We start from the raw sequence: 13,308 nt of genomic DNA, 5'->3' as shown, positions 1-13,308 counted from the left end.
CCCCGGAAGGGGAGCGCGGAGCTTTCTGCCAGCCCCGAGCGATCAGGGCGTCGGCGTCGGTGTGGGCGTCGGGCACGTCGCTGTGGCCAGGCCAGCCGTCGGATAGAGCCGGGTCAAGTCGCGTGCATCGCGCACGTTGAACGAGCCGGTATAGATGATCTGTTGGCCATCGAAGACGGAGAAAGGGCTGATCGACTCATAGTCGAAAGCCACTTCGACGAACATCACCGCCTCGCTTTTGGTGGCTTTGATCAGGGCGGTGTCGTCGCCCATGCCTTGGAAGTTGTCCTCTTGCTCAAGCCCGTCGCCTTGACTGCCATAGCTCGAGTAGTAATCCTTCTGGCCGTAGCAACGCTGCCAGTGAATATATTGAGGCTCGACTCCCTCTTCGCGCTCCTCACCTGGCGCGGGGGGCAACACTTCCAGACTGGAGAGGATGATCCGCCCGTTCTGGCCGATCTTCAGGCCGCTGGCATAGCGTTCCGCACCGACGAAGACGTCGTTGATGTCCGCCTCGGTCACCTTGCGCTCTTGCAAGACATCCAGTTCGCCCACGCGTGAGGCGTTGTCGGCCACTTGCAGTGCAACCTGGCTGATGCGCATGTGGGTGACCACGAAATTAGCCGTGTCGAGACCGAGAATCCCCAGCGTCATGAACATAGGCGCGACATAGGCGAACTCGGTCAACGCAACACCGCTGGTGTCGCTCATCAACCTGCTGAAGAGGCTCTGCAAAGGAGCGGTGCGCTTGGAGTCGATCATGTTCGTCATCAGCTGCAATTCCCCGTCGGAAACGTGCGGTCCTGGTCGTCGAAAGGCTGGTTCCGGAGTACCGTCGATGCGCGGATCGTCACCGTGTCGGTCAGGCCCAGAAGCCCGTCCATCGGGAACAGGCGCGGATAGGTGACGATGGAGGTGAACAGCACCGCGTCACGCGCACCACCGAAGCCGGATTCGCCGCGGTCCAGGTCGAAAGTGCCGTTGCCGTTATAATCGTCGAAGATCTCGCCATTGTTGCATTCGCCGTCGCTATTGCCGTCAACGAAGGTTTCGGGCTCGCCAACGTCCGAGAAGTCGAAATAGGCATCACGCACGAACTGCAACTGGGCGCCGGGGGCCACCAACTTGATCTGGTCGGTGATATAACCCTCGACCTTCGCCTGGCGGTCACGCGAATCCTCCAGCGAGAATTCGCGGCCGGCCTGCTGCATCAGCCCCTGCAGGACCGACTGCGCGTAGAGGTTCATCGCGACATCGAAGATGCCGATGACCATCACGAGCAGGATCGGCAGGACCATTGCGAATTCGACAACGGTAGCGCCCGTCTCGTCGGAGCGGATCTTGCGCAGCCGGGCCATCAGTTGGTCAACCTCAGCGAAGCGATCTTATCGGCGATTTCCTTGAACTTGGCTGACAAGTCCGAGGACTTCGCGGCTTCAAACGCACGGCCAGGCGTGGCGCAAGCCTTGAGGTCGTCCGAAAGAGAGGTGCCGAAGGCCACCACCCAGACCGAGATGTTTTCGGCGCGGGCCTGGCGGCAGGCCGCCAGGAAGCGGGCCGTGTGAACACTCGTAAGCGTATCACTGCCAGTGGCGGTAGTTACTCGGCGATCCCACCAGTGCACGCCATATGGCGAGTAGGCCGTTGCATTCGGTTGCATGATACCGTCAGTCATGAAGACGATGTGGCGCGAGATCGCCTCACCATTCGGCAGGGCTTCGTTGTCGCTACGGTACATGCCGCGCGGGCTGATGAAGCGCGCGCCCCACAGCATGCCGATATCATGGTAGGTGCTGCCACGGGCCCTGAAGCCATGGCTGTAGGAGACGTAATTCGTCACGGTATCAAGATCCATCTCGGCGAGACGAACGGCCGCTTTCGGGCACAGGGTGGCGTCGGAGTCCGGCTGGTCCTGATTGGGCCAATCGATGGAGGTCACCTCATCGAGGGTGCTCCTGTACTTCTTGCGTTCCCAATAGACCGACGGCAATGCCGGCTTCCACCTCTGCTCGTCGGTGGAAGGCACAAGATTGATGTCGAGGTCGTAGGCGTTGGGATTGAGCGGATCAGTCGTGACGTTCTTGATCGTCTTGGCTTCCTCGATACAGCCGTTCCAGGTGTGGATTTGATCGGTACCGTTCTCCCCGGTCGGAAGCGTAATGCGTTTATTGGGGCCATAAAGCCCGCTCACATCCCACTCATTCGACTTGTAGTTCCAGTAGCCGAACGGTTCGGGATCCCAATGCGTGATGAGCTTGCCAGTGTAATCGGCAGAGTACTCGTCAACGCGAAACTTGATCGTGCATTTCCCTGGTTGACGACGAGGTTTCACCCAATCACCATATACTACACCCCGCCTGAATTTCCCACTGCCGCGCACATCGGTAGTGATCGTCACTTTGGGTATAGTTGTCTCATTCCCTTCGGACACATTCCAAAGTTCGCCGGTCCAGGCGTCTTCGTAATTTACTGTTGCCCCGGCCGCAAGGCCCGCAGCCTCACACTGGGACTCGCTGGTGACGTCCTCGTCCACCCGGAGGTCTTCCGTGGACTTGGTTTGGTAATTTCGGCGGTTGGAGATTTCTCCCCACTCAAAGTCTTCTTCGGATCCCCACTTGCCGAATTCCGGCACACGGGTGTTGTAGCTTGCCGAATTCGCCATGTATTGCGGGTCGATCGAGCCACCGACATTGACCTGCTGGGAGTAAGGCACGAAGCCGTAGCGGATACGCGCGCTACCGTCAGAGGCGCCTTCAACCGTATTGTAGAAATCGACCACCGCCTGCCGCAAACCGACGATCTTGGAAGTGTCTTCCTCTTTATTGCCGTTGTTACCGCAACCCGAGTTGGTTTCCGGGCAGTTCATCGAGCCGGTAACGTCGAGCACGAACATGATATCCGTGTGCGAGATGTTGATTTCGGCGGAGCACCTCACCTTGAGCGGGAAGGTGCCGAGACCGAAGATGCTCATCATGGAGGTCGGCAGAACGCCTTTTCCTTCACCTTTCACAATGCCTTCGGAATCCGCGACGTAGCTACGCTCCAGGTTCTGCAGGTTGAAGGTGCCGGCCGGATAGTTGTTGTCGAAGAAGGCAAGGCCCTGCTGCAGGTCCTTTTCCTCGAACGTGTCCGAAGTCATGGATTTTCGTGCGGCCAGCGCGCCGGCGTCGCATGCGTTCTGCAGGCGCGTTCTGGCCATGTAATAACGGCTGACATCGACCGTGCTGCCGACAACAACCACCAGCGGAATGAGCGCCGCCGCCGACAGCGCCAGGACGTTGGCCGACGTATCGCGAAGCAATGTTCCCAAGAAAGTCTTCGTGGTCATACCTACAGCCCCAATGCAGCTTCGAACCTAAAGCGCCGACAAATTTCGACACACTTGCAGGGGAGTAGCGGGAAAGGGGTTACCAAAGTATTGACGAATCCTCGTTAACGGAAAATCAACTCTGATGTGTGAATGCGGGCATATGAGAGGTCCCGTATTATGAAGCCGAAAAGTGCATTGGCCTTTGCCGCTGTCTTTGTTTTCCTGGCCCTGATGATCGTTGGCGGTGAAGACAGGTCGGGGCTGGCCGGCAACGTGACCGGAATGGTCGAGAGCGACTGGGAAGAAGGCGGCTCCGACGCCGACAATGCCCCACGCCTTGCGGCACGTCCTGCAGGTGAGGTGGACCAACAGCCTTCCGGAGGCGGTTGGGGTGAAGACTCCGGCGACGACTTCTGGGAGAGCGATTCTGACGGTTGGGATGATGCCGAAGCCGACCAGGACCTGTCTGGCGAAGACGATGGACTAGCAAGCAATGGCGACGGTCCAGCCAGGAACAGCTCAGATGTTCCTCGAGGCGCGGATATCGTCGAGCGATCCCGCGCGAACATGGCCGAGGACATTCGGCGCGCGCTCAATTGAAGATCCAGCCTCCCGCGCTCTTCGGGCGCATGAGGCTGGCGGACAGGGTGGGATTCGAACCCACGAAGGGCTTGCACCCTTGCCGGTTTTCAAGACCGGTGCATTCAACCGCTCTGCCACCTGTCCAGTTGCGAGCGGGGCGTCAGCTAGCGGTGTTTTCGGCAAATGTCACCTGTTCAGCCACTCGTCACCCACGATGCGTCATCACGCACGTGACAGCCTTGCGAGGCGACGCTAGGGTTCGCCTGTCCGTTTGATGGAGAGAAGGGGCTCCCGCCAAGCCGGGAACCCATGGAGAGGAACAGGAAACCGACATGAAGCGCAAGCTGACAGCCGCAATGGTCGCCGCGACCGCAACTTTCGCCTTTGCCCAGCCCGCCGCCGCGCAGGGCGCCTGCGACCGGGAACTGACCCAGAGGATCGCCAATGACTGGGTCGCCGCGCTCGAACAGGGTACGATGATGACCATGCAGCTCGGCGAATGGGTCGATTACAACGAGAATTTCCGCCGCAGTTCGCTGGGTGGCTTCCTTTCGGAGGCGCGCGAGGTGGTCTGGCACATGGCGCTGCTCGATACGACCAGCTGCCAGGTCTATGTGGAGGCAGTGACCAAGACCGAAGCCGGCAAGTGGGAAGTGATCGCCACGCAGATGGGCAATGGCTTCTTCGGCGTCGGCCCGTTCGACAACATCACCACCGATGAGGGCGATTGGCTGTTCGATGCCGAGCGCACCGCGTATTACGCCAGCCGCGAGAACTGGGGCGAGATCCCGGTTGGTGAGCGCGCCAGCCGTGAAGAGCTGATCGCCGCGGCCGACGCCTATCTCGACCTGTTCAATGACAAGAGCGTGGTCGTGCCCTGGGGCACGCCCTGCGCGCGTCTTGAAGGCGGCGTCTATACCGGGCGCGGCGAACCGACCGACACCTGCAATGTCGGCGTTCCCGAAGGCGTGGAACTGGTCAACCGCCGCTATGTGGTCGACGAGGCCAAGGGGGCGGTGAACGTCTTCCTCGAATTCGGGGAGAGCAAGCGTCCGGACAGCCACACCTTCCGCGTGGAAGACGGGACGCTGCGTTATGTTCACACGGTGACCAATTGCGGTGACCAGGACAATTGCGGCTTCCCGCCCTTCGCGGAAATGATCGCCAACAATCCGGACATGCAGCCGGATCTCGACTAAGGGGGCTGGCCGGAGGAGAGGGAGGGGCGCCCTTCCGGCCTGCACCTGACAATACAATCCGATCGGCCCGGCCGGCTTGTCCTGCCGGGCCATCGCAAGAAACAGATGGATCGATGACACGAACTGCCCCTTTGCGCCGCGCTATGATCGCTGCCGCCGCTTCCCTTGCCCTCCTTCCCGCCGCTGCCGCCGCGCAGTCGGAGAGCTTTTCCGAATATCTCGACCAGGTTGAAGCCAAGGCGCTGTCCGAAGGCGTCAGCCAGCGGACGATCACTGCCGTCTTTGCCGGAATGACACCAAACAACCGCGTGATCGAGCTCGATCAGGGCAATGTCTCGCAGGGCAGCAGTGTCAATCCGGCGACCGGCTTTGCGTGGATGTCGAGCTATATCAACCGGCACAATACGCAGGCACGCATCAATGGCGGCGTGAGCGCGATGCGCCGCGTGGCCTCGCTCGCCGGAGAGGTGGAGCGGACCTATGGCGTTCCGGCGGAAATCCTCGTGGCGATCTGGGGGCATGAAACCGCCTATGGCGTGGTGAAGGGCGGGTTCGACCTGCCGCGCTCGCTTGCCACGCTCGCATGGGAAGGCCGACGCCGCGACCTGTTCGAGCGTGAGTTGATCGACGTGCTCAAGATCGCCGATAGCGGCGTTCCGCGCGAAACGCTGGTGGGCAGCTGGGCGGGCGCCTTCGGCAACCCGCAATTCCTTCCGAGCGTTTACCTGCGCCTCGCCGTCGATGGCGACGGGGATGGTGATCGCGACATCTGGAACTCCGATGCGGACACGCTCCATTCCATCGCCAATTACTTCCACGATGCGGGCTGGCGCACGGGCCAGCCTTGGGGCGTGCGCGCCTATGTGCCCAATTCGGTAGACCGGGCGGCCATTGAGAGTGACGTCACGTCGCCAGTCTGTCCCCGCGTGCACGAACGCCACAGCAAGTGGATGACGGTACGCGAATGGCGGGCTCTTGGCGTCGAACCGCGTGGACCCATCGGTGACGACGTGATGGTGTCACTTTTCGAGCCGGACGGTCCGGCATATCCGGGCTACCTCTTAACGCAGAATTATAGGGTTATCCTCGAATACAATTGCTCGAACTACTACGCGATGAGTGTCGGGTTGCTTGCAGATGAGATTTCACGGTGACGACAGGGCTTCCCGCCTGAAGCAGGCTTTCCTGCTGCTGGCGGGATCGGCTGCGCTTGCATCATGCAGCGCGTCGGGCCGCGGCGGCGAGGGTTTGGAGACCGCCGCCAACGCCTCGCCCGCCAATGGCCCGCAGGCGGATTATCCGCTCGTCGTCGGCGAGCCCTACGCGGTTGACGGCACCAGCTACACGCCTGCCGACGTGCTCAACTATGACCAGGTCGGCTATCTCGCCGGCGGTACGGGCGCGGGGATCATGGGCGCGCATCACACGCTACCCTTCCCGAGCTATGTCGAGGTGACCTCGCTGGAGACGGGCAGGACGATCCTGGCCCGAATCGAAGCGCGTGGTCCGATGGATACGACGCACCTGCTCGCGCTCTCGCCCGCCGCGATGGAGCAATTGGGCGCAAGCGCCGAGACCCCGGTGCGCGTACGCCGCGTGAACCCGCCCGAAGAACAGCGCCGCCTGCTGCGCGAAGATCTGCCCGTACCGCTCCGCATGGATACGCCGATGCAGCTGGTGGAGGTCCTGCGCCGCCGTCTGCCGGAAGTGGGTTCCGCCAGCCTGCGCGTGGGTGTGCCCGCTCCCGCCGACCCGGTGTCCGAAACGGTCGCGGAAGCCTTCGCCGAGGTTACGGCGGAGCCGGCCGAGGTGGCCGAGGCCGCTCCGAAACCGGCACAGGCACCGGCACCCGAAATCACCGCTGGCTTCGTGGTCCAGGCTGCCGCCTTCTCCAGCGCCGCAAATGCCGATCGCGCGGCTGCGGCGCTGGGCGGAACGGTCTCGCAATCGGGCCGCTTCTACCGCGTCCGCACCGGGCCCTTCGCAACTCGGGATGAAGCAGAGGCCTCGCTCGCCAATGTGCAGGCAGCGGGTTATAGCGATGCCCGAATCTATTCCACCGGATAGCCACTGATGCGGAAACTCCCGCATCGGTTAGAGCGGGAGCGAGTTTGGCCATTTTTGCCAGAGTATCAGGGATTTTGCTGAGCGGCGCGCTGCTCGCGGCCAGTCCCGCCGCCTCCGCCTCCGCCCCCGCGCCGGTTCCGGTCGAGGTGCCGATCGCGCTGATCGTGGATATCTCCACCGGCCAGACCCTGTTTGCGCGTGAAGAGGAGCGGCGCTTCGTTCCGGCATCTGTGGTCAAGGTGATGACCGCCTACACCGCCTTCGGCCTGATCGAGGAGGGGCGCATCACGCCCGCCACGCCATTCCAGGTCTCGCAGGAGCTGGCGGACGAATGGTCGGGGGAGGGTTCGACCATGTTCCTCAAGGCAGGCGACCGGCCAACTTTCGGCGAATTGCTGCTTGGGGCGACGACTGTCTCCGGCAACGATGCCAGCGTGGCGATTGCGATGGCGACGACCGGATCGCTCGAAAGCTGGATCGCGCTGATGAACGCCAACGCGGCGGAGCTTGGCATGCGCAACACGCATTTCGGATCGGCCAATGGCTATCCGGATGAGGGACGCACCTTCACCAGTGCGCGCGACCTGGCAGTGCTGGCCGAGGCGTTGGTGACGCGCCATCCCGATCTCTATCGCCGCTATTTCGGCCGCCGCACCTTCAGCTGGAACGGCATTACCCAGCAAAACCACGAACCGCTGACCGGCCGCGTTGAAGGCGCGGACGGGATCAAGACCGGCTTCACCAATGAAGCGGGCAATACGCTGGTCGGTTCGGGTGAGCGTGACGGGCGCAGGCTGGTGCTCGTGCTGGCAGGCGTGGCCGATTACGACATGCGTGGCGATGTCGGGCGGGCGCTGCTGGAATGGGGCTTCTCCGATTTCGAAACGCGGCCGCTGGCCGGGGCCGGCACGCCCATGGGCACGGCGCTTGTGCAGGACGGGGCGAGCAGCCGCGTGTCCTTGCGGCTCCCCAGGGACCTGGCGCTTTCTCTGCCGCTGGATAGCAATGGCGCGATCACCGCCGCGATCCGCTACAACGGCCCGCTAATGGCCCCGATTGCCGAGGGCGACACGGTAGCGCAATTGCGAGTTTCGGTAGAGGGGATGGAGCCTTTCGATGTGCCGCTCGAAGCTGCGGAGAATGTCGGCGAGGCCAATTTCCTCCAACGCATCGTCAATGGCCTCAGGGGGCTGTTCACCTGATGGCCGGACGGTTCATCAGCTTCGAGGGCGGGGAGGGCTGTGGCAAGTCCACGCAGGCGCGCATGCTGGCAGAGGCGCTGGAGGCGCGTGGCATCGCCACGGTGCTGACGCGTGAGCCGGGCGGCACGCCCGGCGCCGAGGCGATCCGGCAGCTGCTGCTCGATCCCACTGGTCCCGGATGGGACTTGCCGGCCGAAGCCCTGCTCTTCGCCGCTGCGCGTGCCGATCACGTCGGCCGGCTGATCAGACCTGCAGTGGAAGAGGGCAAGTGGGTCGTAAGCGACCGCTTCCTCGATTCCTCGCGCGCCTATCAGGGCGGGGAAGGGGAGCTGCATGACAGCGATATCCTTGCGCTCCACCAGCTGGGATCTGGCGGCTATCTCCCCGACATGACTGTGCTGGTCGAGGTCTCGCCTGAAACCGCCGAACAGCGGGTGCACGCGCGCGATGGGGCGGATCGCGATCGGATCGGTGGCCGCAATGCCGAATTCCACGCCCGCGTCGCGCGCCGCTTTACCGCCATCGCCGATGCCGAAAGCGACCGCGTGATCCGCATAGATGGCAATGGCAGCGCCGAGGAGGTCCACGCCCTTGTCATGCAGGCAATCGAAGGCTGGCTGCCATGACCATGGTCGGCCACGAAGCGGCCTGGGCCGAATGGCGCGCTGCGCTCTCCGGACCGCGCATGCACCATGGCTGGATCCTCGGCGGCAAGCGCGGCCTCGGCAAGGCGAGCTTCGCGCTCGCCGCCGCGCGCGAACTGGTGGCGGAGCCCGGCGCTCCGACCATGGCGGGTGAACACCCCGACATCATCACCCTCACTCACCTTCCCATCAAGGGCGACGAGAAGAAGAAGGAAGAGGGCAAGCCCTACCAACTGCGCCGCAACATTACCGTCGACCAGGTGCGCGAGATGCAGGCGCGGCTTACCACGCGGCCGACACTCGGAAGCCGCCGGGTGATCATCATCGATCCGGCAGACGATCTGGAAAAGGGTGCCTCCAACGCGCTGCTCAAGAGCCTGGAGGAACCGCCCGCCGGAACCTATTTCCTGCTGGTGACGCATCGCCCTGGACGCCTGTTGCCCACGATCCGCTCGCGTTGCCGCGTGTTGCGCTTCCCGCAGCTCGCGGATGAGGAGATCGACCGCGTGCTGGCCCGCGAAATGCCCGAAGCCGATGCGGCGACCCGCGCTGCTGCGGTTGCGGCTTCCGGAGGCTCGCCCGGCGCGGCGCTCGAATTCGTCGAGCTCGATCTCGGCAAGCTGCACGCGCTGATGGAGGAAATTGCCGAGCAGGGCGACCCGGCCTTCACCCTGCGCGGCCGCCTGGCCGATGCGATGGGCGCCCGGCCCGACCGGCAGCGCCAGCTTGCCGTGGTGGAACTTGCCCGCGCGGTTGTTACGCGAAAGATGGAGAGCGTGCCCCGTTCCGCCATTCCCGCGCTGGCGGATGCACATGCCGATCTGGCCCGCCTCGTTACCCAAGTGCCGACCTATAACTTCGATCCCGGCCTGCTGGTGATGGAAATAGGCACCTTGCTCGCCTCGCTGGCCGCATCTAGGGAAGCGGCCAATGGCTGAACCCTATTACCTGACCACCGCGATTCACTATCCCAACGGCAAGCCGCATATCGGCCATGCCTATGAGACGATCGCCGCCGACGTGATGGCGCGCTACCAGCGCCTGCGCGGGCGCGACGTGCGTTTCCAGACCGGCACGGACGAGCACGGGCTGAAGATGGCGCAGAAGGCCCGCGACCTTGGCGTGACTCCGCGCGAACTGGCGGACGAGATGTCCGGCTATTTCCGCGAGCTGTTTGACAAGCTCGACATCTCCTACGACCGCTTCATTCGCACGACCGAGGCAGACCACCACCGCGCCAGCCAGGCAATCTGGCAGGCGATGGAAGCCAATGGCGACCTCTATCTCGACCGCTATGAAGGCTGGTACTCGATCCGCGACGAGGCCTATTACGACGAGAGCGAGCTGGAAGAGGGTGAGGGCGGCGAAAAGCTCTCACCGCAGGGCACGCCGGTCGAATGGACCGTCGAAGAAAGCTGGTTCTTCCGCCTGTCCAAATATGCCGAGCCGCTGCTGGCGCTCTATCGTGACAATCCCGACTTCATCCAGCCCGACAGCCGCCGCAACGAGGTTGTCCGCTTCGTCGAAGGCGGATTGCGCGATCTCTCGGTCAGCCGGACGAGCTTCGACTGGGGTGTGAAGGTGCCGGGGCATGAAGACCATGTGATGTATGTTTGGGTCGATGCGCTGACCAACTACCTCACCGGTGTCGGCTACCCCGATCAGACGGAGGACTTTGCCAAGTTCTGGCCGGCCGACCTCCACCTGATCGGCAAGGACATCGTCCGCTTCCACGCCATCTACTGGCCCGCCTTCTTGATGAGCGCGAAGATCGCGCTGCCGAAGAAGGTTTACGGGCATGGCTTCCTGCTCAATCGCGGGCAGAAGGAGAGCAAGTCGCTCGGCAATGTCACCGATCCTTCGGAGCTTGCTGACAAGTTCGGCGTCGATCCGCTGCGCTATTTCCTGCTGCGCGAATTCAGCTTCGGTCAGGACGGCAGCTATTCCGCGGAGGCGATCGTCAGCCGCAACAATGCGGAGCTGGCGAACAGCTACGGCAATCTTGCCCAGCGCACGCTTTCGTTGATCTTCAAGAATTGCGAGGGGAACCTGCCGGCGATCGACGGGCACACGGATGAGGACAACGCGCTCTTCGCCCATGTCGACCGGGTGATCGCGGAGGAAATGCCCGCCGCGATGGACCAGCTGGCCTTCGCGCAGGCGCTTGAGGCATGGATGGGCGCGGTGTTCGCCTGCAACGCCTATATCGATGCGCAAGCGCCCTGGGCGCTGAAGAAGACCGATTTCGAGCGGATGAAGACCGTGCTGGCGACGCTTTATATCGTCATTGCGCAGCTGACCGTGGCGATTTCTCCCTTCATTCCCACCTCTTCGCGCAAGCTCCTCGACGCGATGGGAATTGCCGAGGATCTGCGGAGCATCGAGGGGATCAGATCGCACTGGTATTCTCCGCTCGCCGAAAGCGACTACCAGCTCGACAAGCCGCAGGGCCTGTTCCCGCGCCTCGAACTGCCCGAGGAAGAGGATGCCTGATGCTGGTCGATAGCCACTGCCACCTCAACTACAAGGGTCTGGTCGAGCGTCAGGGTGAAGTGCTGGATGCCGCGCGCGCTGCTGGTGTCACCGCCTTCCTCAACATCTCCACGCGGCAGAGCGAATGGGACGATATCGTCGGCACCGCCACGCGTGAGCCCGATGTCTGGGCAACCATCGGCATCCATCCGCATGAAGCGGACCAGCATGCCGATCTGGGGAAGGGCGCCCTGCTCGAAGCCGCACAGAACCCACGCGTGATCGGTATCGGTGAGACCGGGCTCGACTATTATTACGACAAGTCGGATCGCGAGGTGCAGAAGGCGCTGTTCCGCACGCATATCGAGGTGTCGCGCGAGACGGGCCTACCGCTGATCATCCATACGCGCGATGCGGAGGAAGATACGGCGGCGATCCTGGCTGAGGAAATGGGGAAGGGGGCCTTCCCGGCGCTGATCCACTGTTTTACCGCCTCGGCCGAGTTCGGGCGCAAGGTTCTGGATCTTGGCCTGACGGTCTCGCTTTCCGGTATAGTCACTTTCAAGAACGCGGCGGAAATACAGGAATTTGCAAAGGAAATTCCTGCCGACCGTATCCTGGTCGAAACCGACAGTCCGTTCCTTGCGCCGGTCCCGCATCGTGGCAAGACCTGCGAGCCGGCCTTCGTGCGCAACACTGCCGAGTTCGTCGCCGAGCTGCGTGGCGAGAGCGTGGAGGAACTCGGGGCCAACACCACGCGCAATTTCTACAAGCTGTTCAGCCGAGCGACGCCGTGAAGCTGATCGTGCTCGGTTCGGGAACGTCGACAGGCGTGCCGCGCATTGGCAACGACTGGGGCGAATGCGATCCGAACGAGCCGAAGAACCGGCGCAGCCGAGTGTCGATCATCGTCCAGAGCGATGAAGGCTCGCGCTTGCTGGTCGATACCTCGACCGACCTGCGTCAGCAGTTGCTCGCCAACAATATCGACAAGGTGGACGGCGTTTTCTGGACGCATGACCATGCCGATCACTGCCACGGGATTGATGACTTGCGTCCCATGCGTTTCGGTCGCGCAGGGCCGATCCCGGGGTTTGCCGATACTGAGACCGCGCGCAGGCTGCGCCAGCGCTTCAGCTACGTCTTTTCGGGCCAGTTCGGCTATTCCACGATCGTCGAACTGGAAACGCTCGACCGCCTGCGCATTCATGCCGGTTTTGGCGTGCAATCGGTGGAGATGCCGCACGGGCCGACGCATAGCATCGGATATCGTTTCGAGGCGGACGGAAAATCAATCGCTTACGCGACGGACTTCAGCGAGATTACGAAGGAGATGATCGCCACCTTCGCCAGGGTCGATATCCTGGTCACCGATTGCCTGCGCCGTGAAGCGCATCCGACGCATGCGAACCTGACCATGGCGCTGGAATTCGCGCGCGAGACCGGCGCCGGCACCACGGTGCTGACGCATCTGGACAAGAGCATGGATTATGCAAGCCTGTCCGCCGAATTGCCATCCAACGTGCTGGTCGGCTTCGATGGAATGGAGCTTGTCGCATGACATCCTTTGGCTGGATCCACCTGATATGGCTCGCCGTGACGCTGGGCGTGATGCTGACAGCTTATCGGTCGTATCGCGTTGGCGGGAAGAAGACGCTGATCTTCCTCCTTGCATGGGTCGCCATCTTCCTTGCAGCGGCAGGGATCGCATCCTTGTTCTACCAGGGCGGCGAATTGCGCCAGATTACCGTGCCGGAGGATCCCGATGCGCCTTATGTTTGAGGGAATTACCGAGAGGAGCGGGGACAAATCTGCTCGCGTAGGCCCATCCT

General features: G+C 62.6%; 14 protein-coding genes and 1 tRNA gene. 11 read left to right on the top strand and 4 right to left on the bottom strand.

All coding sequences use genetic code 11. The features are described 5' to 3' along the window. Positions 1–42: 42 nt before the first annotated feature. Genes E5222_RS07115 through E5222_RS07105 form a run of 3 tightly spaced genes read right to left on the bottom strand, consistent with a single transcriptional unit; the run spans position 43 to position 3,328 of the window. Entirely contained in the window at positions 43–771 is a 729-nt protein-coding gene (locus E5222_RS07115) for a TadE/TadG family type IV pilus assembly protein (protein ID WP_211196115.1), read from the bottom strand. Next, positions 771–1,358 (bottom strand): TadE/TadG family type IV pilus assembly protein, encoded by a 588-nt coding sequence (locus E5222_RS07110; protein ID WP_136693081.1) that lies wholly within the window; start codon positions 1,356–1,358, stop codon positions 771–773. The genes E5222_RS07115 and E5222_RS07110 overlap by 1 nt, the downstream gene beginning before the upstream one ends. Then, positions 1,358–3,328, bottom strand: coding sequence for a Tad domain-containing protein (locus E5222_RS07105; RefSeq protein ID WP_136693080.1), 1,971 nt, complete (start codon positions 3,326–3,328; stop codon positions 1,358–1,360). Before E5222_RS07105 ends, E5222_RS07110 begins: the two co-directional genes overlap by 1 nt. Positions 3,329–3,487: 159 nt before the next feature. On the opposite strand from E5222_RS07105, the gene E5222_RS07100 reads away from it, so the two are divergent. Further along, entirely contained in the window at positions 3,488–3,910 is a 423-nt protein-coding gene (locus E5222_RS07100; protein WP_136693079.1) for a hypothetical protein, read from the top strand. A gap of 36 nt (positions 3,911–3,946) precedes the next feature. On the opposite strand, the gene E5222_RS07095 is transcribed toward E5222_RS07100, so the two are convergent. Continuing rightward, positions 3,947–4,036, bottom strand: a tRNA-Ser gene (locus E5222_RS07095). 188 nt (positions 4,037–4,224) lie between these two features. Here E5222_RS07095 and E5222_RS07090 point away from each other — a divergent pair. The 10 genes from E5222_RS07090 to E5222_RS07045 all read left to right on the top strand — a co-directional run bounded on the left by E5222_RS07090 (position 4,225) and on the right by E5222_RS07045 (position 13,258). Beyond that, positions 4,225–5,091, top strand: a complete 867-nt coding sequence (locus tag E5222_RS07090) for a DUF8021 domain-containing protein (protein WP_136693078.1) — start codon at positions 4,225–4,227, stop codon at positions 5,089–5,091. Between the two features lie 113 nt (positions 5,092–5,204). Then, positions 5,205–6,245, top strand: coding sequence for a lytic murein transglycosylase (locus tag E5222_RS07085; RefSeq protein ID WP_136693077.1), 1,041 nt, complete (start codon positions 5,205–5,207; stop codon positions 6,243–6,245). Continuing rightward, the gene (locus tag E5222_RS07080; protein WP_169053515.1) at positions 6,229–7,158 is read left to right on the top strand and encodes an SPOR domain-containing protein; all 930 of its coding nucleotides are present in this window, start codon (positions 6,229–6,231) and stop codon (positions 7,156–7,158) included. Before E5222_RS07085 ends, E5222_RS07080 begins: the two co-directional genes overlap by 17 nt. Before the next feature lie 44 nt (positions 7,159–7,202). Next, positions 7,203–8,360, top strand: a complete 1,158-nt coding sequence (locus E5222_RS07075; protein WP_136693076.1) for a D-alanyl-D-alanine carboxypeptidase family protein — start codon at positions 7,203–7,205, stop codon at positions 8,358–8,360. Beyond that, complete coding sequence (gene tmk / locus E5222_RS07070) at positions 8,357–8,986, top strand: dTMP kinase (protein ID WP_136693075.1); 630 nt, start codon at positions 8,357–8,359, stop codon at positions 8,984–8,986. The genes E5222_RS07075 and tmk overlap by 4 nt, the downstream gene beginning before the upstream one ends. Beyond that, a complete protein-coding gene (locus tag E5222_RS07065; RefSeq protein ID WP_136693074.1) occupies positions 8,983–9,942 on the top strand; it encodes an AAA family ATPase in 960 nt (319 codons plus the stop codon). Before tmk ends, E5222_RS07065 begins: the two co-directional genes overlap by 4 nt. Next, complete coding sequence (gene metG, locus E5222_RS07060) at positions 9,935–11,497, top strand: methionine--tRNA ligase (protein WP_136693073.1); 1,563 nt, start codon at positions 9,935–9,937, stop codon at positions 11,495–11,497. The genes E5222_RS07065 and metG overlap by 8 nt, the downstream gene beginning before the upstream one ends. Next, positions 11,497–12,273, top strand: a complete 777-nt coding sequence (locus E5222_RS07055) for a TatD family hydrolase (protein WP_136693072.1) — start codon at positions 11,497–11,499, stop codon at positions 12,271–12,273. The genes metG and E5222_RS07055 overlap by 1 nt, the downstream gene beginning before the upstream one ends. Further along, positions 12,270–13,037: an MBL fold metallo-hydrolase gene (locus tag E5222_RS07050; RefSeq protein ID WP_136693071.1), complete on the top strand. Its 768-nt coding sequence runs from the start codon at positions 12,270–12,272 to the stop codon at positions 13,035–13,037. The genes E5222_RS07055 and E5222_RS07050 overlap by 4 nt, the downstream gene beginning before the upstream one ends. After that, entirely contained in the window at positions 13,034–13,258 is a 225-nt protein-coding gene (locus E5222_RS07045) for a hypothetical protein (RefSeq protein ID WP_136693070.1), read from the top strand. Before E5222_RS07050 ends, E5222_RS07045 begins: the two co-directional genes overlap by 4 nt. Positions 13,259–13,308 lie beyond the last annotated feature (50 nt).

It is taken from the genome of Alteraurantiacibacter aquimixticola (assembly GCF_004965515.1).
Taxonomy (GTDB): Bacteria; Pseudomonadota; Alphaproteobacteria; order Sphingomonadales; family Sphingomonadaceae; genus Alteraurantiacibacter; species Alteraurantiacibacter aquimixticola.
Note: the sequence above shows the minus strand (reverse complement) of the source record. Positions and strands in the feature narration are given on the sequence as shown.

Bases quoted from the DNA above. Each gene is read 5' to 3' on its own strand.
- E5222_RS07090 (WP_136693078.1), top strand. From the start codon at position 4,225: ATGAAGCGCAAGCTGACAGCCGCAATGGTCGCCGCGACCGCAACTTTC.
- E5222_RS07045 (WP_136693070.1), top strand. From the start codon at position 13,034: ATGACATCCTTTGGCTGGATCCACCTGATATGGCTCGCCGTGACGCTG.
- E5222_RS07065 (WP_136693074.1), top strand. From the start codon at position 8,983: ATGACCATGGTCGGCCACGAAGCGGCCTGGGCCGAATGGCGCGCTGCG.
- metG (WP_136693073.1), top strand. From the start codon at position 9,935: ATGGCTGAACCCTATTACCTGACCACCGCGATTCACTATCCCAACGGC.
- E5222_RS07080 (WP_169053515.1), top strand. From the start codon at position 6,229: ATGAGATTTCACGGTGACGACAGGGCTTCCCGCCTGAAGCAGGCTTTC.
- E5222_RS07085 (WP_136693077.1), top strand. From the start codon at position 5,205: ATGACACGAACTGCCCCTTTGCGCCGCGCTATGATCGCTGCCGCCGCT.
- E5222_RS07115 (WP_211196115.1), bottom strand. From the start codon at position 771: ATGACGAACATGATCGACTCCAAGCGCACCGCTCCTTTGCAGAGCCTC.
- E5222_RS07100 (WP_136693079.1), top strand. From the start codon at position 3,488: ATGAAGCCGAAAAGTGCATTGGCCTTTGCCGCTGTCTTTGTTTTCCTG.
- E5222_RS07055 (WP_136693072.1), top strand. From the start codon at position 11,497: ATGCTGGTCGATAGCCACTGCCACCTCAACTACAAGGGTCTGGTCGAG.
- E5222_RS07110 (WP_136693081.1), bottom strand. From the start codon at position 1,358: ATGGCCCGGCTGCGCAAGATCCGCTCCGACGAGACGGGCGCTACCGTT.
- E5222_RS07105 (WP_136693080.1), bottom strand. From the start codon at position 3,328: ATGACCACGAAGACTTTCTTGGGAACATTGCTTCGCGATACGTCGGCC.